The sequence below is a fragment of the Bradyrhizobium sp. CCGB01 genome (assembly GCF_024199795.1).
Taxonomy (GTDB): domain Bacteria; phylum Pseudomonadota; class Alphaproteobacteria; order Rhizobiales; family Xanthobacteraceae; genus Bradyrhizobium.
In genome coordinates, this window is record NZ_JANADK010000001.1 from 7117168 (window position 1) to 7137559 (window position 20392).

The 20392-nt window shown below is 58.1% G+C and carries 25 protein-coding genes and 1 pseudogene; 16 read left to right on the plus strand and 10 right to left on the minus strand.

Going from position 1 to position 20392, the window contains the following annotated elements; genetic code table 11:
* Positions 1-13: 13 nt before the first annotated feature.
* The gene (locus NLM25_RS33330) at positions 14-736 is read right to left on the minus strand and encodes a Crp/Fnr family transcriptional regulator (RefSeq protein WP_254121957.1); all 723 of its coding nucleotides are present in this window, start codon (positions 734-736) and stop codon (positions 14-16) included.
* A 295-nt stretch (positions 737-1031) separates the two neighbouring features.
* On the opposite strand from NLM25_RS33330, the gene NLM25_RS33335 reads away from it, so the two are divergent.
* Positions 1032-1199, plus strand: a complete 168-nt coding sequence (locus tag NLM25_RS33335; RefSeq protein WP_254139800.1) for a hypothetical protein — start codon at positions 1032-1034, stop codon at positions 1197-1199.
* A 1944-nt stretch (positions 1200-3143) separates the two neighbouring features.
* On the opposite strand, the gene NLM25_RS33340 is transcribed toward NLM25_RS33335, so the two are convergent.
* Both NLM25_RS33340 and ligD read right to left on the minus strand, forming a co-directional pair.
* Positions 3144-3383, minus strand: coding sequence for a hypothetical protein (locus NLM25_RS33340; RefSeq protein WP_254121961.1), 240 nt, complete (start codon positions 3381-3383; stop codon positions 3144-3146).
* A gap of 32 nt (positions 3384-3415) precedes the next feature.
* Positions 3416-4294 carry a non-homologous end-joining DNA ligase gene (gene ligD, locus NLM25_RS33345; RefSeq protein ID WP_254121963.1) on the minus strand — a complete coding sequence of 293 codons (879 nt, stop codon included), beginning with the start codon at positions 4292-4294 and terminating at the stop codon, positions 3416-3418.
* A gap of 371 nt (positions 4295-4665) precedes the next feature.
* Here ligD and NLM25_RS33350 point away from each other — a divergent pair, with 371 nt between their 5' ends.
* The 5 genes from NLM25_RS33350 to NLM25_RS33370 all read left to right on the plus strand — a co-directional run bounded on the left by NLM25_RS33350 (position 4666) and on the right by NLM25_RS33370 (position 6559).
* Entirely contained in the window at positions 4666-5115 is a 450-nt protein-coding gene (locus NLM25_RS33350; protein ID WP_254121966.1) for an Hsp20 family protein, read from the plus strand.
* A gap of 70 nt (positions 5116-5185) precedes the next feature.
* The gene (locus NLM25_RS33355; RefSeq protein ID WP_254121968.1) at positions 5186-5506 is read left to right on the plus strand and encodes a hypothetical protein; all 321 of its coding nucleotides are present in this window, start codon (positions 5186-5188) and stop codon (positions 5504-5506) included.
* A gap of 20 nt (positions 5507-5526) precedes the next feature.
* A complete protein-coding gene (locus NLM25_RS33360) occupies positions 5527-5703 on the plus strand; it encodes a hypothetical protein (RefSeq protein ID WP_254121970.1) in 177 nt (58 codons plus the stop codon).
* 43 nt (positions 5704-5746) lie between these two features.
* Positions 5747-5926 (plus strand): hypothetical protein, encoded by a 180-nt coding sequence (locus NLM25_RS33365; RefSeq protein ID WP_254121972.1) that lies wholly within the window; start codon positions 5747-5749, stop codon positions 5924-5926.
* A gap of 93 nt (positions 5927-6019) precedes the next feature.
* Positions 6020-6559, plus strand: coding sequence for a hypothetical protein (locus NLM25_RS33370; protein WP_254121974.1), 540 nt, complete (start codon positions 6020-6022; stop codon positions 6557-6559).
* Positions 6560-7419: 860 nt separating this feature from the next.
* On the opposite strand, the gene NLM25_RS33375 is transcribed toward NLM25_RS33370, so the two are convergent.
* From NLM25_RS33375 to NLM25_RS33385, 3 genes are all read right to left on the minus strand, one after another.
* Positions 7420-8064, minus strand: coding sequence for a DUF2182 domain-containing protein (locus NLM25_RS33375; RefSeq protein WP_254121979.1), 645 nt, complete (start codon positions 8062-8064; stop codon positions 7420-7422).
* A 109-nt stretch (positions 8065-8173) separates the two neighbouring features.
* Positions 8174-8875 (minus strand): DUF1326 domain-containing protein, encoded by a 702-nt coding sequence (locus NLM25_RS33380; protein ID WP_254121981.1) that lies wholly within the window; start codon positions 8873-8875, stop codon positions 8174-8176.
* Positions 8876-9160: 285 nt separating this feature from the next.
* Positions 9161-9346 carry a hypothetical protein gene (locus NLM25_RS33385; RefSeq protein WP_254121983.1) on the minus strand — a complete coding sequence of 62 codons (186 nt, stop codon included), beginning with the start codon at positions 9344-9346 and terminating at the stop codon, positions 9161-9163.
* A 302-nt stretch (positions 9347-9648) separates the two neighbouring features.
* On the opposite strand from NLM25_RS33385, the gene NLM25_RS33390 reads away from it, so the two are divergent.
* A complete protein-coding gene (locus NLM25_RS33390; protein ID WP_254141377.1) occupies positions 9649-9810 on the plus strand; it encodes a hypothetical protein in 162 nt (53 codons plus the stop codon).
* Here the strand turns inward: NLM25_RS33390 and NLM25_RS33395 are convergent.
* On the minus strand, positions 9784-9993 hold the full coding sequence (locus tag NLM25_RS33395) for a PRC-barrel domain-containing protein (RefSeq protein WP_254121985.1): 210 nt from the start codon (positions 9991-9993) through the stop codon (positions 9784-9786). The genes NLM25_RS33390 and NLM25_RS33395 overlap by 27 nt on opposite strands.
* A gap of 354 nt (positions 9994-10347) precedes the next feature.
* Between NLM25_RS33395 and NLM25_RS33400 the strand changes: the two genes are divergently transcribed.
* From NLM25_RS33400 to NLM25_RS33415, 4 genes are all read left to right on the plus strand, one after another.
* Positions 10348-10857, plus strand: coding sequence for a Phasin protein (locus NLM25_RS33400; protein WP_254121987.1), 510 nt, complete (start codon positions 10348-10350; stop codon positions 10855-10857).
* Positions 10858-11074: 217 nt separating this feature from the next.
* The gene (locus NLM25_RS33405) at positions 11075-12034 is read left to right on the plus strand and encodes an alpha/beta fold hydrolase (protein WP_254139801.1); all 960 of its coding nucleotides are present in this window, start codon (positions 11075-11077) and stop codon (positions 12032-12034) included.
* Between the two features lie 34 nt (positions 12035-12068).
* Positions 12069-12368, plus strand: coding sequence for a hypothetical protein (locus NLM25_RS33410; RefSeq protein WP_254121991.1), 300 nt, complete (start codon positions 12069-12071; stop codon positions 12366-12368).
* Between the two features lie 1080 nt (positions 12369-13448).
* Positions 13449-13778 carry a PQ-loop repeat-containing protein gene (locus NLM25_RS33415; protein WP_254121993.1) on the plus strand — a complete coding sequence of 110 codons (330 nt, stop codon included), beginning with the start codon at positions 13449-13451 and terminating at the stop codon, positions 13776-13778.
* Between the two features lie 46 nt (positions 13779-13824).
* On the opposite strand, the gene NLM25_RS33420 is transcribed toward NLM25_RS33415, so the two are convergent.
* Positions 13825-14034 (minus strand): PRC-barrel domain-containing protein, encoded by a 210-nt coding sequence (locus NLM25_RS33420; protein WP_254124544.1) that lies wholly within the window; start codon positions 14032-14034, stop codon positions 13825-13827.
* 163 nt (positions 14035-14197) lie between these two features.
* Between NLM25_RS33420 and NLM25_RS33425 the strand changes: the two genes are divergently transcribed.
* Both NLM25_RS33425 and NLM25_RS33430 read left to right on the plus strand, forming a co-directional pair.
* Entirely contained in the window at positions 14198-14428 is a 231-nt protein-coding gene (locus tag NLM25_RS33425) for a DUF6894 family protein (RefSeq protein ID WP_254121994.1), read from the plus strand.
* A 1307-nt stretch (positions 14429-15735) separates the two neighbouring features.
* A complete protein-coding gene (locus NLM25_RS33430) occupies positions 15736-16065 on the plus strand; it encodes a hypothetical protein (RefSeq protein ID WP_254121995.1) in 330 nt (109 codons plus the stop codon).
* A 266-nt stretch (positions 16066-16331) separates the two neighbouring features.
* Here NLM25_RS33430 and NLM25_RS33435 read toward each other — a convergent pair whose 3' ends face one another.
* Positions 16332-16529: a DUF6894 family protein gene (locus tag NLM25_RS33435; RefSeq protein ID WP_254121996.1), complete on the minus strand. Its 198-nt coding sequence runs from the start codon at positions 16527-16529 to the stop codon at positions 16332-16334.
* Between the two features lie 611 nt (positions 16530-17140).
* Positions 17141-17491: a hypothetical protein gene (locus tag NLM25_RS33440; protein ID WP_254121997.1), complete on the minus strand. Its 351-nt coding sequence runs from the start codon at positions 17489-17491 to the stop codon at positions 17141-17143.
* A 562-nt stretch (positions 17492-18053) separates the two neighbouring features.
* Here NLM25_RS33440 and NLM25_RS33445 point away from each other — a divergent pair.
* The 3 genes and pseudogenes from NLM25_RS33445 to NLM25_RS33455 all read left to right on the plus strand — a co-directional run.
* Positions 18054-18341: pseudogene (locus NLM25_RS33445) on the plus strand (DNA ligase); the annotation flags it as partial.
* Positions 18342-19670: 1329 nt separating this feature from the next.
* Entirely contained in the window at positions 19671-19898 is a 228-nt protein-coding gene (locus NLM25_RS33450; protein WP_254121998.1) for a hypothetical protein, read from the plus strand.
* Positions 19885-20313, plus strand: a complete 429-nt coding sequence (locus NLM25_RS33455; RefSeq protein WP_254122000.1) for a hypothetical protein — start codon at positions 19885-19887, stop codon at positions 20311-20313. The genes NLM25_RS33450 and NLM25_RS33455 overlap by 14 nt, the downstream gene beginning before the upstream one ends.
* Positions 20314-20392: the final 79 nt, after the last annotated feature.

Below are 20392 nucleotides of genomic sequence, written 5' to 3' on the forward strand. Positions count from 1 at the left end.
ATCAGACATAAAGTTATAAGTTCCTATTGAGATGAAGGTAGCTGCTATCGAAGCCGCCCTCGGTAAGGACCTTATCGTGGTCCACGATGATGATTTGCTGCTTCTGTAAGTCCAGGACGCGCCGTGCCCGGAAGGACTGGAGTACCCTGTTTATATGCACGGCACTCAGCCCAAGCGCCTCTGCAAGGTCGTTCTGCGTAATTGGAAAATGAAAAGTACCGTCCTCGGCGAGGCCAACTGACGCCATGCGCTCTCGCAGCTCAGCGAGCAGATGAGCCATTCTTGCTGCGGCAGGACGGACACCCACATTTACAATCCATTCCCTGAAAATTGCCGAATCTATCAGGGTCTCGCGCCAGAGCGCGCGGCCTACCGACGGGCGAGCATCGATGAGAGCATTTACGGCGGAATGATCGATGAAGCCGAGCGTCGCCTCAGAAATCGTTGTCAGGTCATGATCCATCGTCCGAAGAAAAAGGCTTTGAAGGTCGGGAATATCACCTGGGATGTGAAACGAAAGGATCTGGCGGCGACCCGAATCGGTGACCTTTGAGCGGCAGGCGAAACCTTGGATCACCAGACAACACTTGGTCGGCCGGTCCCCTTCAGACACGATGAGAGTGTCGGCATCAACCTCCTTGATTTGCATAGGAAGGTTTGAAAGTGCTTCTGCGTCTTCATCGGATAAATGCGTATCGACCCGCAGCCGGCGGATCAGCATCTCGGTAGGATGCATGACGGTTTCCTGCGATGGCGACGATCAAGACCATCGACTTGAGATAGGTGGAGAAACCTTAAAACGACCAACCTAAGCCGCTGCAAGGCCGCATATCGCGGCGAACGTGGCGAAGCCGCCAACGTGGACCGGGCCTCCCCCTTCTGAGAGGCGAGTTCTGGACTCAATACGCGGTGCAAGCCGAAGTTCCTATCAGATAGGATAGGGAGCAGTTTTCTCCGAAGCGGTTTAACCTTTGAGAAAGAACTGAGATCATGTCCTCCGTTACTCTCGGCGCAATTGAGGAGGGTACGCGATGCAGCGCCGACGACGTTTCAAGCAGGCAACATCTCTTCAGGAGCGCCTCACGGAATTTGCAAAAGTTGCCCGGCAGCGAGCGAAGGCTATGCCTCCGGGTAAAGATCGCGAGATGCTGCTCAGACAGGCTCGCGAAGCCGATACTGGCTCGCACATTGAAGAATGACTTTCTTCGCCGGGACTCAGGCGTCCGACATGATCTGACCGAGTTCAGCTGGAAGGAAGGACCGCCGGGCTTGTCGATTGATGTCCGTTCAGGGCGCCGAAGTCCTGCAATGGCCCCCTTTCTCGCCGCTAACCGGGACTACCCGACGTCAGGAAGCGTCTCCGATTTAGGAGTGCGGCCTTACTGCCCCCTAAGCCGTTCGATTTCGACGGTAAACCGGACCCGCATAACCAAGCCGTTATCGTCGCGGACGACTATCGAGGATTCGCTAGCCCTTATAGGCCGTTCGAAGTTGCTCGCCGCCGCGTCGGCCATAGGCCTTGGCAGCCTCGCGCTCTACGGCCTCAAGATGGGCGAACTGTAAGCCTTCCTCGTCAATTAAAGGCCATCCTGGTCAAGAAGATCGAAGTAGTACCGCGCCATAAACATGAGTCTAGCATCGGCAAGCTTAAGTTCACCCAATGAATGTTAGCGCCAAATCAATCCGCAGAATGTCCAAAAGTGCACGCCAATCACGGCACAATGCTTCGCCCTGTCTCAGGATGCAAAGACAGCTTCTCCGCTCTAGCTGGGCTACCATGCGATCATTGGCATCGTTCATTTGCTGATCGGGTATTTGAGACTTGAGGCGCCGATAACGGGCAATCATCAGTTCGACAGTTTCGCCCTTGTCGCACGGGCTGATTTCTCTTCGCCGTGGACCACATAGCAATGCTGAATTGCCCACCGCGGTTTTCACCTTGGGCCACGGAGGTCGGAAACAGACACCCACTCCTAAGAATCTACTTCGGCGGCTGCAAGCCCCGCGAGTTGATCCACCGATCCATGTCGTCTCCTTCGCTCGGGAAAGGATCGTGCGCCTCCGGCGCGGGCCGCTTCACTACCTTGCGAGCTTCTTCCGTCCGCTGACGGATTTGTTCCGCGTGTTCTGCATTGTTGGGTGTTAGGTTAGCCGACTGCGGCATAGCGTGCACTCCCTGTCATAGCAGGCGGGAGCACAATGGTCTCTCAGCCACCGGCGCCTACGGACAGAGCCATGGCCGGTGATGCAGGAACAATGGACTATTTCCGAAATTGTTGCCAACCAAAACTAGGGCACCCATCCTTCCGCATCAGGATCGCTGGGCGCAATGAAAGCTGCCCTCATCATCCCAAACAAGCCGCGGACCAGGATGCCAGAGTTAGGTCAGGTTTTTCCAGCAAGCCGGCAGGCCGAACTACGCCGGCCATGTTGGTTGCCCTGCGCGAGACGTAGCTGGTTAGACTTCGCATCATCCCACGTGAGGGCAGCTAAACCTATCCAGCTGGGTGGACAACCCGGTAACGCTCCTCGCGATATTCTTCAAACGGAGGCTCGGCTGGGATTGGTGCCGGCAACTCGTGATAGAGCGTTGTATTGATCTGCCGATTCTTTGCAGGGCAACCCTTGGGACGTTCCGGAAAATCATTACCTTCCAAACCAGCTGGCGAGCCTACGGGCACGATATGACGTTTTCATCAAATGATTGGGGCGCTCCGGACAATCGGATTAGAGCTGCGCCGACGAAGTCAATGCTTGGCGGGTGGAGTCGCCAGGCTCTCCACGAGAACTCGGCTCCGGTCAGGCTCGACATAACTGTCACTGTGATTGCATTTGCAAAGCATGCCGGCCCCGCACTGACAGCCGAATACCTCGCTCCATGCACGGCACGGATGGTTTTCACACACGAAGCCAATGCCGAGGCAGACCGGACATTTAGGATTGATCATATCGATCCAGCTACGAACATCAGGATTGTGACGATGAGTCCGGCTAAGGACACCGCTATACCGAGATCGACCAGGAAAAGCAGCGAGGAAACGCTCTTCGTTGTCCACGTCGGCCCCCGGGAGATAAGTGCGGCCTTTGCTCTTGCGTTTCCAGGCATATCGCGCCCTTCTTACTGCAAGACGACAGCAGCTGTATCAGGCAATCCAAAAGCTGCGCCTCTTTTCAATCGATTTTGGCTTAAGAGCTCTTGATTGATACGCAACGATCGCGCGATTGGCGATCATCATCGGCCGACGCTCGCCCGCTCTGATCTGGTCTTCAATGAACCTAACCAGAAAGCCAGTGCATGCGTCAGCTTCGCCAAGCTCCCCTGACCTCTCAAGGAAGCTCCAGGCGATGTTGAACGAGTCCTCGATCATGCTGCCCATATACATGACAGGAAAACGTCGTCGGGCCGCCGCTGTTCCTATTTACGACTAAGTCCCTTGAAGGAGCTTGCGCGCAGCAAGCCTTCCGATGTGATGTCCCGGTACTCGACGTCGGCATAGAATTTCGGCTCGACCCAGGTTGCCTTGGGCTTCCTAATGGGTTTCGTGAGTTTGGTTTTCGGGCTGACCACCGTTTCCAGCGCCTTGCGGATTTCTGCTGATTTCGTCCGGCTCCAACCGGTCCCGACCTTCCCCATGTATCGCAGCTCTTTGCCATCCTGCTTGCCGAGATACAGAGCGGCGACGCCGGATGGATCCTTGACGAATCCGACGACAGGAAATTTCTGGCGTTGGACGGCTTTGATCTTCTGCCAAGCCTCGACGCGATCCGAACGGTATGGCGCGTCCACCCGCTTCGATATAATGCCCTCGTAGTTGAGCTTGCCGGCCGCTTCGAACAGCGCCGGCCCGTCGCCCATATGATGCTCGCTGTAGAAAACGGGCGTCTCCAGCTTGTTGCTCTCGATCAGCTCCTTCAGCAGCTCTTTGCGGGCAAGCTGGGATAGCTTGCGAAGATCTTGACCGTCGAGCCATAAGAGATCGAAGGCGAAGTACAAAAAACGATCCTGGTCGCCTCTCCCGAGGTCAGCCTGCAACTCAGAGAAGTTGGTCCGCTCCTCATGGATGACAACCACCTCCCCGTCTACGATCGCCTGCCCCGTGATGTCGAAGGCGCCGACGATGGCTGAGAACCTATGTGTCCAGTCAAAGCCATTCCGCGTGAAGGCCCTGCGGTCGTCGCCATCGAGGTGAATCTGAATGCGATAGCCGTCGTATTTGATCTCGTGAATCCACTGGGATCCTGAAGGTGCTTTCGTCTTCAGGGTCGCGAGCTGAGGATCGATAAAGCCGGGCATCGGAGGAGACTCCACTTCAGGCGGAGCCCTCTTGGTACGCTTTGGCACTACGCTACTCACACTGAAAGCACACCACTGAAAGAAACGGCCTCAGCGGCACCGGGGGGATATGCTGAGGCCGGATCAATGCCCTCCTGTAACGGAAGACAAGATTAAAACGTCGGCTATTAACCCTTGTTCCCGGGAGGCGCCGGCCCCGCAGGAAGCCTCAAAATTTTTCGTTCGCCCCTTGAAACAAAAAAGCGCTTTGCTAATTTCTTCGTCGCCATCTGACGGTGGCGTCCGGGCGCCTGATGGGCCCGGGCAAAGAGACGGGCACCGGTCGTGTCCGGTGCCGCTCGTAACCATCTTGCTCTTTGGAGGATTTGGCTATGCGCACTTATGATTTCGCCCCCCTCTGGCGCTCGACCATCGGTTTCGACCGCCTTTTCGATCTCGCGGAAACCGCCCAGCGGGCGAGCGAGGACAACTATCCACCCTACAACATCGAGCGTCTCGCTGACGATCGCTATCAGATTTCTCTGGCAGTTGCCGGGTTTGCGCCCGAAGATATCGTGATTACGGCCGAACAGAACGTCGTCACCGTTGAGGGCAGCAAGTCCGACATGACCGAGCGCGACTTTCTCTACCGCGGCATTTCGACCCGCAGCTTCAAGCGACAGTTCAGCCTCGCCGAGTACGTCCAGGTCAGTAGCGCGGCGTTCGACAACGGCTTGCTCACTATCGAGCTCGTTCGCGAAATTCCGGAAGCCATGAAGCCACGCCGAATCGCTATCGGCGATGCCGGCAACGTTCGTAAGCTGGAAGCCAGAGCCGCCTAATGCAGGGCTTTCTGAGCCGCGCGACACTTCGCGCGGCTTCCGTTCCTCGTCAATGAAAAGGAGCAGGATCATGCGGCCGACGACCGCCGACGACCACGTTTTCGATTTCAACGCGCTGCTGCATCCCCGGATTAGGTTTGAAACGCCTGGAGATGTCGTGAAGCACCCTCACCTGAGAACGGCCGAGAAACGCGCGATACTGGCCTCATGGGCGTCCGACGCATCTGCAATCGCCTCGCGTCCCTCCATGCGTTTGCCAATCGGATTGGGAGCACCAGTCTCGATCGACGACATCCTCGCCGCCTTGCGCGCACTCGATGAAGATCCGGGCACGCCGCCGGGCGGCAAACCGTATCGCCTGCGCTCGACCGAACGTGTCATGGCCGCCTGAATTGCTCTCGGGAGGTATCAATGGTGATCGACGAAAAACTGGCGCGCCTGCGCGCGCGTCACAATAACATCAGGCGCTATCGCCGGCTGCTGAGCACCGAGCTTCGCCTCTGGAACGGCAGTATATTCAACGGCGGCTCTCCGAGGAGACGATGGCGGTTGATTCCCTTTCGACGTCAACCTTTCCCCGAGCGATGAACGCTCCGCGACCTGCCAACCAGCGTAGAACGGAGGCGATGGCATGAATCCGACAATCGATCGGCTGGTTCAAGGCAGCGAGAAGATCATCAATCACTATCGCTGGCTGCTCAAACGCGCCAAAACGGATCGCGAGCGGGCGATCTACGAGCGTCGAATTGCTCAGGAAGAACGCTTGCTTCAACAGCTCTTCCAATGCTCACCGGGGGCAATACAGACCTGACCACATACGCCAATCGAAACTCTTCGCTAAGGTGATTATGGAGCATTTGTGACGCGCGGCCCTCGTCTCGCGCTCCGCGCGTCAGGACCCGCCATGCCCGCTATTGAACCCGATGCGAAGACCCTGAAGAAGCGCCTGGAGCTCTGTCTTGAGGCGCTCCGTCTTCGCAAGAAAATCTCGCCGACTACCACGCGGATCGAAGGCATCAAGGCGGAGCTGAAGATCTTCGCCAATGATCTCGGCCGTGGCTTCCGGGAAGTGGACACGAAACTGGGCACGTTTCGGTCTCGCCGGAAAAGCCGGAACGGTTCGACGGAGACTTCCCTGCCGTCGACGTTCGCAAATGGCAATCACTGCCCGGCTCCGAACGTAAGAAGCACCTTGAGAGCGGTCTTGTCGTCATTGAATCCCAGTGGGCCAAGCCATACCACGGGCGCGTCGATATCGAGCTTTATTGAAGACGCCCGTCGTCACACGGTCGGCCGACTGCGGGGACAGCGCGAATCTATCGCCGGCACGCTTGAGGATCGCACCGCGCGCGGCATCACAAAGGCGATCGTGCGCACCGGCCCCCAGGTTGAGCTGCTCTCGATCGAGAACTTGCGGCAGGATGATCAACCTGATCTCTTTTGAGCGGCTCAAACGAACACACCGCCGGCGCGGGGATGCGCGTTCGCTCCAACGCTGAAAGCGGACCATCGCTGCGCCGTCGGTCCAAATCAGCTAAGGGCCGCAAACGGACGTCCAACTAAATGGACGCTGCTATTCCCCAAGCAATTCAAGCTGGCTCGCCAAGCCGCTAAAGCTGTGTGAGATGTTGTTCATGATCGAGGCTGCTCTACTTGGAGCGCCCGCCTCTTTGGCTTTGGTTCTAAAAGCTTTGGCTATTGCACGACAGTCGGCAGCGCTCGGCACCACAGGTTCCTCGAAGTCACGCCCGGATGTTTGGCTGAGGAGTTTTTCACACGCAGCAAGCTGAACACGGAACGTGCGATCTGCTCGCGCACTCCTTCGGGGGCGAACGGGTGCTGGTCGAGAGTATCCCGGTATGCTTGGTCAACTTCCTCGTTTTTGTAAGAACGCATGGTCATCTCCTGACCGCCAGCATTGGAAAGGTTTGGGCCGAGTCATGGGAGGACTCACTGCTAAAAGCCTTCGAGACTGCTCTAGCTGTTCCTCTGAACGAGCAAGCATAACGCTCGTAAGCTCAGTCCCGGTTGCTGTTCTCTCTCGGGCATTCGCGACGCAGTCTGCGAAAGCTTCCAGCTCTCGGAACGCCGACATAGGAACGTCTCCCACCTGCGTGGCCATCGAATAACATACGTTAAGTTGATGACTTCGGACAGTCAAAAACGAGATGCGGTTAAGCCTAAACACGGATAGCCAGTCAATTGAACAATCGCGGTGACCCAGCCGCGTCGGCTTTGGACCACAAGCTGACATCAACCGCGTGAACGTCTCCTCGTCCTCGTCGGCGACGATCCGGGACGTCTTTAGCTTGCGCTGGTTCCGAACACTGCAACCGCTGCCAAGCATAACAACACACCAACCGCGCGGCTGAACCATTCCGCGCCCGGCGCCCATTTTTCTGCGATGACGTAGGCGGCAATGACCGCGATCCAGAGCAAATTCATGACGCCTGCGACGAACAGTAGCGCCATCAACGCCCAGCAGCAGCCGACGCAAAAAGCGCCATAGCGAAGGCCCTCACGCATCGAAATTGAAGAGCTCGACGGATTGAGCACCGCCCCCCATGGCGATCTGCAGCGGGCGAGACAGGCGTGCTTGAATGGCGTGAATTGGAAAAGGCCAGCTGCGGCCAGCACAGCGGCGCTTAGTAGCACGCTAACGCTTTCCATCATCGGCGAGACAAGAGCCGCCTTGAGGAGTGCCCAGTGCAAGAGAGTTGCTGCGACGCTGAATCCGCCCCACACCACAAAATATCCCGCTATGAACCCCGCGGCACGCGCGGAGCCGTCGATGCGGATAAGAACCGCGATCACTGGCAGAACCGATGGCAGCATCATTGCCGCCATCATCACCGCCCACATCAACAGCACGAGGCTGAGATCTGTCACATCCCAATCTACCATTTGAGGCATGATCCACATGTCCATGCCGACATCCATGTGGCGCATGCCCCAATCCATGTAGACAAGGTACGTCCATGCCCCTCCGATAAAGAGCCCGAGCAAGACCCCCACCGGCAGAAGGCGCCAAACCTCCATTGAACGTGGGCGCGGAATCTCAGGCCGAGCTAAAGGCGAAAGGCGCATAGAATCCATTCTTGCCGCTAATCTCCCACTGGAGATCAAAGTCTTTGTACGCGGTATGCGTCGATTTCGCGAGCACGTGTGGAAGCGCTCTTCCTAGCAAGTTCTCGACACGAATCTCCTTGCCGCCGAACCCCTCGATCGCGGTGATGTCAGCATCCCCGATTCCAGCAATGGTCATCTTCCACTGCCGTCCTTGGCCCTCGAACGTGATTGGCACGAACTTGACGCCGAGCACTTCGGCGACCAATCGGGCCTGCGCCGCGAACGCACCACCAGGCTTGAAGGAGAAGATCGCGCTCAGTGCCTCGCGCTGTTCCGGGCTTGCCCGCTCGTCGATGTAAAACGCCCCCCGCCAATTGCCTTTAGCCATATGGCCCGGCAAGGAGTTCATTCTCACCACATTCAATCCATCGAGCGCGACATCGCCTTTCCGGCCGGACTCGATATGGTAGCCAAGAAGGACCCCACATGTGCCGGGCGTCGGGACATTACCCACAACGCAGGGACACATTGCTTCGCAATTGCAGGCTTCCATAAAGAGGCCTTTGACGTTCCACGTGCTTTTCTCCTCCGCCGCTTCCGCAACTCGGACGGGGCGTAGCGCGCTTAGAACAGACGCAGCAGTTATTGAGCCAGCAATGTCGAGCAAACGGCGACGGGAGAATGGTGTCATCGTAACCTCCCCGCGTACGCTGATCAGCGTATTAGACGCGTTACCCGTATGAAAGGTTAGGGTCACTCGGCCTTGATGTCACAGGGCTCCTGAAGTGAGTATAGCCCTGTGGCCGATCCGTGGGTAGCAGCTTTCCAAGGTCCCTGAAAAGGCGGATTTGGGTAGCAGCTTTGACGTACTTTTCATGCTGGGAACAAAAAAGGCCAAGCCCGGCGCAACCGTCAGCGCCGCCGAGCCATCTCGAAGGCGCGATGAAAACGAAAAATCGACCAAACGTCCGTTCGGTTACACGATCTCAACCGCCACATCGTTTCCAAGCACAGCGAGGTCATCGTCCAGCTGCAAAATCCGGCGCAATACTAAGCCTGAGACGATCAACCACTCGCCAGGCCTATTGCCCTCGCCAATAACCACCGTAGCATTTTGATCTGGCAGCGCTCGAAGCGCGTCTACAAGTTCGCGAACTTTCATTGACATCGCCCTCTCGGCTAGAGGCTGCCTCAATGGCAAGTTCATAGCGGCGAGCGCCTAGGTATCGCGCGAATAATTCACGGTCGCATGCACTGGCCGCTCGGATCTATCGCGCGAAGGTCTGCAGCCCGATAGCAACGCCTCGAAGACTCCACGTGCTCGATCAACCCGATCGACGTTTCACCGTTCCCTCTCTCCTGCCGGTTTTTCCCGATTGTTTTGATGGTCCCGCAAGATAGAGACTCGCCATGGGCCTAACATCTCGGCGCATCGACGAAAGTCAGAAACGGGTCACTTCCGACATGAACTTGAACTATCTGCATGTCTGCTTCAACAAGCGGATATCAACGCCCCAGCAGCTTCGCTCCGTTCGCAGCGATCGTCAGCAGCACCGCGACGAAGCCGAGGCCGCCGGCAATCCAGGCGCGCTGTCTTCGTCACTTCTGCACCGGCTTGATCGTTGAGACAGGCCACTTCCCAGGATGGCCAGCGATGGAAAGCCGCAAGCCGTGCGCTTCGTCCAAATATAGTCCCTCGACGGTCCCGGCCTTACCGTCCGTAAGCACGACCGCCCTGCCGATCAATTCCGTCTCGGCCTTGTGATATTCTCGCATAATCGCGGCGGCATGCTCTTTAGCTCGGGGCATTGCCTCTCAATCGCATTAGAGCGACGGTGCAGATGCAAACTTGGAAAATTAAGCAGCGTTCCCTTTGAGAACACCTCGGCCGACGGAGCCAGCTCTTTTACCGGGCTCGACGGCGGCCCCGGCGCCGCTTCGGCAGCGGAACACAACGAGCAGAGTGCTGACCGTTCTCAGGCCAAGCGCCGTCAAATATTGATCTCTCGGATTGCAAGTTCGGCGTTCGTGGTCCGGAGCTGCTACCTAAAATATCATATGCACGATTGAGCTGAGGACATCTCGCAGAATTTGCGCCTTTGGAACGCCGTATTCCAAAGCCTGTTGTCTTTACAGAAATGACCCCATCCCTTGGAGCGTCAGATGAGCAAACGTAAGCTGGCAACAGCGTCGAAGCGCGTCCGCAACCCGAAAAAGACCGCGCGGGCCCAACGAAACAAGCAAGCCCTTGTTAGAAGTTCGAGAGACGATCTGCACTCTGTGGCTGCAGCGGCGATTGAACGGCCTCTTAAGCTTCATAACGATCTAAAGCCCGACGCTCCACTCCGCGAGCCTCGGGTGGATGCGTTACCAGCTGACCTCAGTCAGGGGATGAGAGATAGCGATTCAACGACAGGCATCGCTTTGGCGACGTCAAACCTGCAGGCTTATCAAGCGAAACTTCTCGAGATAGCCCAAGACAACGGGCAATTTGCTTTTGAATTCGGTCTGAGGCTTGCGGCGATCAGGTCGCCAATTGAATTCTTCGCCGTTGTTACCGAATTTTCAAGAAGACGGATCGACATGTTCGGGCAGCATTCGAGAGAAATTGCTGCATATCCGTTCTGGCGGACCGAAGCGTCCCGGAAGCTGACGACTCTGCCGGGACGATGACGGCAAGCCGCAACGCTGCGGCAAACGGACGGACGCAAGCGGATCGCGCACACCGACGGTTTGCTTGCTTCGGCTGAAGGGCTATTCGCTTCGACGTGAGCTTACGCGCGACCCTAGTGAGCTCTCCGGTGCGAATGTCGGCTTTTCGAGCAAGGGTCCTCGGCTATTCCGCCCATTCGATGTACCGCGCCAGCGCGGACGATCTAAGGATTGACCAATGTCTACAACTGAAACCGTCCTGCTGATCGTTTTGGCCGGACTTCTCATTCTGTTACTCGGCAATATCGCGTTTCAGGTGGCCGCGGAGCGAAAAAATCCACCAATCGGCATCTTCATCGAGTGCGACGGAGTGCACCTGCATTATATCGAACGCGGTGATGCCGGCGCGCCTTGCGTGGTCCTGTTCCACGGGAATGGCACCATGATTCAGGATCTCATCCTAAGCGGTCTGGTCGACCGCCTGGCGCACAACTATCGCGTCATTTGCTTCGACCGGCCCGGGTTTGGTTACAGCGACCGTCCGCGGACGCGCATCTGGACGCCCAAAACGCAAGCTTCCTTGTTCGCTATGGCTCTTGATCAGCTTGGAGTGCGCCAACCCGTGGTGCTCGGCCACTCCTGGGGAACGCTGGTGGCGATCGCGCTGGCGCTGCGAAGCGGCCATGCCGTGAGCGGGCTCGTGCTTGCGTCTGGCTATTATTTTCCAACCTCTCGGATGGACTTTTGGCTCATGTCGGGTCCGGCACTGCCACTGCTCGGCGATCTGATGCGCTACACGATCTCGCCGATCATATCGTGGGCCATTATGCCGAAGCTAATGCGCACGCTGTTCGCGCCGCGCGCGGTTCCGCCGGCATTCAAGAACGAGTTTCCGCTCTCGATGGCTCTCCGGCCCAAGCAATTGAGGGCGGCCGCCGAGGAGAGCGCGTTCCTCATCCCAGCTGCCGCGCAGTTGCAGCGTCAGTATCAGGACATACGGTGCCCCGTTAGGATCGTGCATGGAACGGCTGACCGGCTCATCGAGGCCGACCAGTCGCGCCGCCTGCACGAGGCGTTGCCCCGCTCCCTGCTACATCTGGTCGAGAATGCCGGTCACATGGTTACCTATGCAGATCCGCTTGCAATAGCGGATGCCGTGGCGACGCTAGCGCTCACCGCACCGACGAGGATCGCGTAGGCCTTTCCGCCGCCCGCATGAGGTTTCGGCACAGTTGGCGCAGCGTTTGCGCCCGCTGAAGCCTTTGCGACTCTCGTCGAACTTACTGGTGTTCGAGGACGCGGAGATCGTCCAGCAGCTCGGCCTCCAGCAACTTGATGTGCTGAGCTTGTCGGATCTTCCGGAAACTCCTTGGCGAGCCGCAGGCAACGATGCAGTCGCTCCTGCAGAACCCGCTTGTCTCGGTCCCGATGAGAAGGAGAACGCTGATGAAGGGCGATATAGGCATGCTTTTCCGCAACTTTTTTCCCGCCCTCCCCCGACCAAGATTTCACTGCGCTGGCTTGCTGATTGAGACGCGCGGAAACGCGCCCACGCGGCACGCCCGTTGACTTGCAGCACGCTCGTTGACTTGCAGTACATGCAAAATATAGTTGTCCTTCTCAAAGAAAGTGGAGTTTCATCGGCGGTCTGATGGTGCGGCGTATTCCCTTCGTCGTACCGAGCTCGGTCCCGACGTGGGGCCGTTCACGCTGCATATTCATTCATAGCCGAGAAGGTGCGATGCATCGCTCAACGCACCCCACCCGTCGGTCAGAAAGTCGTTAGCCGGAAATTTCTCGATCTAGTCTGCTGGCTGCAGCGCCCCTGTTGCCGGGCGAGTCTTGCTCGATACCCCTTCCGAAGAAGGGGATTCCGAATTGCGCTTTCGATAGACGCACTTCAGTTCTTCGCGGCCCCGCGGACGCCCTCGTCGTCGGAGCAGGTAGCGACAACCAGGTTCTGCGCTCTGGATTGCCGCGCAGATGCCGATTGCAGCACACGAGGGACGGCGTTTTTGGTCAGGATCTTCTTGGCCGTCGCCCTCGAGCGCCACCTTGGCAATCTTGCCGACCTCGGTGATGACATGCCGCATGCAGTGCGCAGCGGACGTCTGAATCGTGTAATCCAGCGAAGGAATTCTTCCACGCTAGAGGACGTGGCTTGTCGGCCACACATCCGACTAAACCGAGACGGTGTGTCGGGATTCGCACAGACGCGCCAGCGCCATTTATTCAGCCTGTCGGCCATTGAAGCGGTGTGATCGGCGGATCAGCCCGGCGGTATCCTCCAAGGCCGCCGGGTTTTTTCCGGTCTGCCAGTGGCGAGGGGCTGACGGCGCTGTGTGAGTAGAGGCAAATGGGCTTAGATAATGATCTTCATCTCAAAATTGCTGTCATCGCCCTTGGCGTATTTACGACCGTCTTGGCGATCAGGCTGATAATTTCTTTCTGAGTTTCCCTCAGTGGGTGGTGCTTGCTCGGCCGGACCGATCACGGAACCGCGACTGCAGACTGCATATCCCGCATTAAGATTCTGCGAAAAGGGCATTCGATAATGCTCTTACGGGGCTGTATAAGTCGGTAGCTTCTTCCTCCTATTTGAAGAGGCTATCATGAACATATTGCATACGTGGCTTTCGCAACAGTCGCCCTTCCTCGTCGGCTATTTTGGGACCGCGCTTGTCATCGGCGCCTACGTCCCTCAGATCTGGCGCCTCTTGAGTGAGCAATGCTCCGCCGGAATCAGCGCGCGCGCCTACGCACTATGGATGTTGTCGTCAGCGCTCTTTCTTGGTCATTCGATCACCATAGGCGATTTGGTGTTCATGATGACACAGCTCGTGAACATTGTCGCGCTCGGGGCTATCCTCGTGCTTGCACGGCGGTTCCGTAACCAGGTCTGCGCCGCGCATGCGCGCAAGCTTCACGTTGTACAAGAGTAATTTTCAGGAAACGCACAACGCCAAAATTCGGCCGACATGGCGTCTGTCACTTCTGCGCCAGCTTGATCGGTGAGACGGGCCATTTCCCGGGATGTCCAGCTACGGAAAGACGCAAACCGTGGGCTTCGTCCAAGTGTAATCCTTTGACGGTCCCCGCCTTGCCATCCGTAAGCACGACTGCCTTGCCGATCAATTCTGACTCGGCTTTCTGATACTCCCGCAGGATAACGGCGGCATGCGCTTTAGCTCGAGGCATTGCCTTCAGGCATCTCGTTTTTGGTGCAAACTGCAAACGAGGGGAATTGAGCTGCGTTCCTTGAAACGTCCAGATCAGTACCACGTCTGCACCCAACCGTGCAGACAATCGCACGTCGGGAAAAATAGGAACTTCGCTCACTTATGCCGGTTCTTCCCGCCACATGCCCACCATCTATTTCGACATTCTCAGTGATGCCGACACGATCATCGACGACGAGGGCGTCGAATTGCCGGACACGTGCGTGGCACCTCAGATGGCTCTGGAACTGCTAGGTCAGGCGATTTTAGATGGATCGCGCCGTGGCACTCCGGGCGTGACCAAGGTCGAATTGCGAGATCAGAACGGGCCTTTTCTGCGCGTGTCAGCCGCTGTTGTGATCGAGAAACTGTAGCGAGATCTCGGTGATCGCGCCCCCCAAACGGACATTCATCAATGAGCGATTTTCTACGTCATTCTTCCGCCGATATGTCCGTTTTTCCGGGACGGGACGACCTGCTTAGTAGGACTGAGAAAACCTCGCCGGTCAACGACCGTCGATGGACTGATGGCTATCTGTTGCCAGTCGTATTCTTATGCGTCGCCGGCGCGGCCTCGGTTGTGTGGATCGGCGCCATCGGATGGACCAGTTGGCGGCTGATCAACTGGGTGATTTCATAGCCGTCCCGCAACCATAAGCCGCGGCGCCACCCGGCGGCGAGATCTCGAATTGCTAGCAGTTGCAGCCGGCGCGAACGGCTCGTCTAGGAACGTTGGGCTTCTCCCGCCATTGAAACAGCAAAAGGAAGGACATCATGATCCGCGACCTTTTGCTCCTGCTCGCAGTTCAATCGTGTTGAGCGCATTTATCTGGAGCATCTTCGGAAATTCACAAACACGGTCCGGCACCCGCGAGGTGAAGCATCACTATCCCTGAATGCCGCTCTGGATTTTTTTCAACCGACGTCTGAGTTCATCCGTATATGAGGACCGAACGCTGACGCGTCTGTCGCCCGGTGCCCACTTCAGCGCAGGCAGGCCAGTCTTAAATCTCCTGCGCGCACTCTCGTGCGCCCAGCACGTTCTGCACAGGGTCAGCGGAGGAGGGCTGTCAGGGTAGATCCTGACCTCGCCTGCGGAGTAGCGGCACTTGTCACTGTCGCACTTGGGATTGTTGTTCGGATTGTTCAAGCCTCGGTCAGTCGCGATCTGCCCAGTGTGAGCGAAGTTTGTGACGCGTGCATGCGCGGGTGACCGGCAACGGCCTCACGGCGCGCTGTTGCCGGACAGTGCGCTGTGAGGCCAGTCACGACGAGCCATCACTTGTGGGGGCTCGGGAAAACCCCGGCAACCGGCCGGTCGTTCCTAAGAGAGGGGCCACTTCCCGACGAGACGCTCGGCCCGCTGCGTCAGCTTCGCGCAGGTGCCGCGCGCTCGAAAAGCTCTGCGCTCACGTCATGGCTTCGACGGCCACCGCCGCTCCGGCCTTGCCGAAGGCAACCGTGCGGCTCTAGGGCAAGCGTCCGGTAGTGGCACGTCCGCCCCGCCCCATTTGAAACCAGAAGCCGGCGTAATCCGTTAGGGTCGCGTCTCCACGGCCGCCTTGCCCAAGCTTCCGGCGCCGTTGGAGGGGACGGGTGCGCTCAAGGGCGTGCCCGTCTTATCAATCTGGTTTCGCTCTGTGCGCCCGGCCCCGAAACTTCATGAAACGGAGGCGACCATATGGAGAATCCCGATCTCAAAGCGTGGGTCGATGGCTGGATGGAGAAAGTGAAGCAAGGCGCTGAAGTCCATCGCCAGCAAGGTCTGTCACCGGAGGATGCCGAAGCGCGCGACTATGCCCCCCCTGTCGTTAAGATCCTCACCATCGCCCACGTCCCGGAATCCCTGCAACAGGCGTGGCTGCAACATCTGCGCGACTTCGACGTCGCGCATCCCGGCTGTCATTTCGAGGTGATGGTGGATGCGCCCGAGATGCCGCTGCCCGACATTCTCAATATGCTGGCGATCAATCCGGGGCTGACCTTCACCAAACTGCTCGAACGCAAATGAGCTGGCCCGACCGGCGGTGCCATACCGAGCCCGGCTTGGGGCCTGAAATCAGCGGCGCTTTGCTCGCCGTTTTCCTTGTCTCAGCTTGCTCCCGTGATCGCAGGTCGGCATTGAACCAGAGTGGTGGCTGCCTCGGAGCGGCGGTGTGTCGGTGATGCTGCTGGGAGCCCTCATCATCGCGCTATGGTTCTTTTACTAGAACAGCACGATGAATCCGCCAACTGGGCCAAGGCTTACGTTCGCTTCTCAGCATTGATACGCAGGACTTAGAGCGCGTTTTGGGACTCGTCCACGACTTCCATCCGCCATTCGCGGTGGGGTGTGAGCTTCCCGCCGAGGCCTTGGAGTATCTGCCCAGCCGTTACCATGGCCTTAGACCAAGCGGCGTGCTCGTCAGCTAGCTCATAGCCTGCCCGGTCGAGTTCGCGGCGTTTGTGGGTGACGTGGAAGAAATAGCGCGGCATGCGTCAGAGTCCTACAGAGCCGGCCGCGTTCCACAACAGCCAGGGCGAAGGGCCGCGGTACGACGCGAATTCGCTCCTGATTGCATTTTTGCGGTCATCTCCCGATTCCTTTGGATGCTGTCCTGTCCACAACGAATTCGCGGCGAACTGGCATCTAGGATGTTGATTTGGATCAACCATCCCGCGAATAAGCGGGACGCCTAGGGTATACAAGTGAACAGATGGAACAGGCGGTGGTGGGACTGGTCACTGCGGTGCGCTGGGCTTATCCCGGCGCGCTCGCGCGGCCCCAGCGTCCCGCTCTTGTTGTTCTCCTCCCGGCGACGCTTGGGGCCGTCGGGCGCTGATCATGTACGTGCCCGCGAAACGGCGCTACAAAACGCGCGACGTTGTCGACTTGCTCAGTCCACGCGAGAAACGATTTTTGATGCGCTTGGCTGGCGGGAAGACTGACGCGCAGATCGCGGTCAAGCCTCGAGCAAGTCAAAGAGCAGAGAGCCCGGTTACTTGCGCGATTGCAGATCAATTCGCCCGACAAGATCGCTGATGCAGCTAGGCGATGGGCGAACTGGCCCCGCTATCGAGGCATCACTAAGAACGCAACAAATGTATTACTTCTTGAGAATGCCGATGTCGGTGTTGCCTAGGTTCTTTATGGCGCGTTCGGCGGCGGGCGTATCCACCGCGTTGTCGTGGGAAGTTGGAGCCGGACCAACCGAGGAAGCATCCACGTCGCCGGTCGCTGCGTGGCTGAGCGCGTTGCCCACGTTGGGACTGGAGTAGCCCCCAGTGCCGCTTATGGTATGCCCGGTCGATAGGGTGCCGCCCGCATAACCTTTCGAGCCGGTGGCCGCAGTTCCACTCGCTGCCGAGCCGCCACTGCTCGATTTACCTGTACTCTGGGCCAAGGCGAGCGAAGAGCCGCCAACGAGCAAGATCAAGATAGCGGCGATGTGATTCAAGAGCGGTCCTCTACTTGAATGACCGCTCAACGGGTTGCACCTCCGAAAGTTCCTAGGAACCTCCCGCTCTCCAGCCATTTCGGAATCATTGAAACCCGGAAAGCGTGAGGGGCCGCTGTGGACGACAGCGGTCCTTTGCCTTGTTGTGCAAGCTACTTCGGTGCCTGCGAGCCCGGGAATCGCAACCCTCGCTCATATGCAATCCAGTCTCGGCTTGTCTGGCTTTGCGGAGATCCTGCTATGACCGCCCTGACCCACCGCCGCCCCGCCAGCGCCGCCGAATGGCGACATGACCGCGACTGGCGTGCCGAAATGAAAGCTAAGCGCGCACGTGGTGAGAAACTGGACAGAATCTGCTAGCCGGAGAATATCGCAAGCCGATCCGGATTGTCGCCTTCAATCCAGCAGAGCGGTGCTCGGAAGATGTTTCCGGGCCGATCGCCCGCGAGATCCAGCGTCGTTGCAATGTGCAACTGAGCGATGTGCCGTCGTACCTCCAGGAGTTTGTTGATCGCTGCTCCCCACAAGACCTGCGGCAGTTCAGTCTGCACCTGGTGTAGGGATGGCCTTCCAGCGCAAAAAACCGGAAGCACTAGGCGTCAGGGCGCCCTTCCCCGGCTTCATCGAGCCGGCCCTGGCATCCTCGATCGACCGCGTGCCGTCCGGCGAACGCTGGATTCACGAGATCAAGTTCGACGGCTATCGCGTCCAGGTGCATCTCGCCAACGAAGCCGTCACCGTATTCACCCGCCGTGGGCACGACTGGATCAAACGCTTCAAGAAGGTCGCCAACGACGCCTGGCACTTCAAGGCGAGCTCGGCCACTATCGACGGCGAGATCGTGGTTCCCTGCCCCCGAATAGGATGCTCCGAGGAAACGCTGTCTGATGCAGGACTGAAGCCTTGGCAGACCAGTGGGTCTCTATGCATAACCAGATACGCTAGGGGCGCGCTCCATAATTTGTGCCGCACGATCTCGACCGCCCGCATCAAGCTGCGTTCCTTAACCGGCCCCGGAGCGGGGTCGCGTTCCTATTGTTAGGAGCACCGCGGTCTTTTAGCGGAGCGTTAGATGCCCGCTCCACCCGCGTCCAGACCAGTCAGCGCGAAGCGCTCGCTACATCGCGCTCTAATGCAGAAAATCGCTGGCTGCCACACGCCGCCGCATAAGCCCGTCCAGCACGATAAGACGCCCGCTGACCAGGAACCGTCCAGCCGGATGATCATTTGGCTCTCATGCCGACATTTGTGAGGCGATTAGCGTCGGCAACTGCTTCCAAGGATAACTCAACATGGACCGCCTGTTTCTGGCTGTCATCGTCTCGGCACTGCTGCTACTTACCGGCGCCTTAGGCTTGGCGCTCCGCGGACTTGGTGGATCTGATATCAGCGCGAAGCACTCGCTAATCACGCCCTTCCTCGTCCCGCCGTCCCCACCTCCCGATCCTGCGACGGTGGGACAGGCTGCTCGTCCTGAATTTCGTCCAGGACGAAGGGAAGAACCTCGGCCAGCTCGACCACCTGGGTGACTAAGATTGAGATCAATGCGCTCACAGCAGTACTCGCCGTTCAGGGCATACCTGTGACTGAGAGTGTTGCGCTCCCGCCTTAGTCACAGGGTGCGTCATGTCCCAAATCCCCCTGCGCCCCAGGTGTCCGAAGTACAGAAAGCCTATGCACTTGCCGATCAGGAAAACGGCGCCCAGACATTCAGCGCGTGATCGAGAGCGAAATGCGGGCGCCTGAGTAGCGCCTGACACGCGCGAGTTCGGTGCACTCTACCGTGCAGATAATCGCCTGTTGCAGCCGGCGACAAATGGCTCGCCTAGAAAATGGGCTTATTTCCCCATTAGCGAAAGGGACGACACCATGGTCCGTGACTTTTGCTCCTATTTGCCATTTCAATCGTATTGAGCGAACTTATCTGAAGTATCTTCGGAAATTCGCAAACAAGGTCTCGGCATCCGCGGGTTGAATGTCGCTCCGGATTTGCAGCCGACGCCTGAGTCAGTCCCTAGACGTATTCGGCGACCTCGTTAGAACGCGGCGGATCAGGTTTTCGTCCTTCGAGCGTCGAGACCGGCGGCTGATCGCTGGGAAGGCACACCGAAAATTTGGAACACCATTTGGCGGCGCGAGGTTCTTGCTCATCAGAGGCTAGGAAACGGAGTTTCCTTCCATGGCTACCCAGATTGTAATGGACCGCACAGGCGACGGCAGACATTTTTTTGAGCAAGACGACCGCAAGCAGCTGGCCGAGGCTGAGGAGCGCTTCAAGAAGCTAACCGGCCAAGGATTTACCGCTGCTACTCGGACAGCGGCTGGCGATCTAAACGTCGTACGGACATTTGATCCGACGGTGGAGGAAACGCTTTTCTATCTTGGCGGGGCCGGTGTTTCTGTTTAGAGGCGGCGGCGTCGGCAGCAGGGCTGCCAGCTTGCGGGCCGTGCGTGCCTTCTACCGGAGCTTTGCCAAGCAAAATGACCCGGAAACGCGTGCGTTCCGTCTCTTGCGAGAATGGCTATCTCCAGAGCAGCGCGCGCAATTTGATGCAGAAGATCATTTCGAAGTCATCGGTTCTCACACTGGCCGACGGTATCGAATTCACCGAGGCACCGTGAGTAATGTTTTGGAGCTCGATGAAGAGGGGCAACCCAAATTCGGGTGGTGCTTTCTTCCCGAATGTGGCTTGGCGGCTGGCGACGTCATGCTTGCTCAGAAGATTGCGCTCGAAACTGACGAAGCCGCAGTGCTCGCGATCGCCAACCGGGTTTCTACGAGACCGCCCTCGCGGCCCCGAGTGGTGCGGCGCGCCTATTAGGTCCGATCGCTTAGCTGCGAGACTTTCGATGCGCTGCTATATCTTCACGCTTCGACGACTGCGGCAGGACTAAACGCGC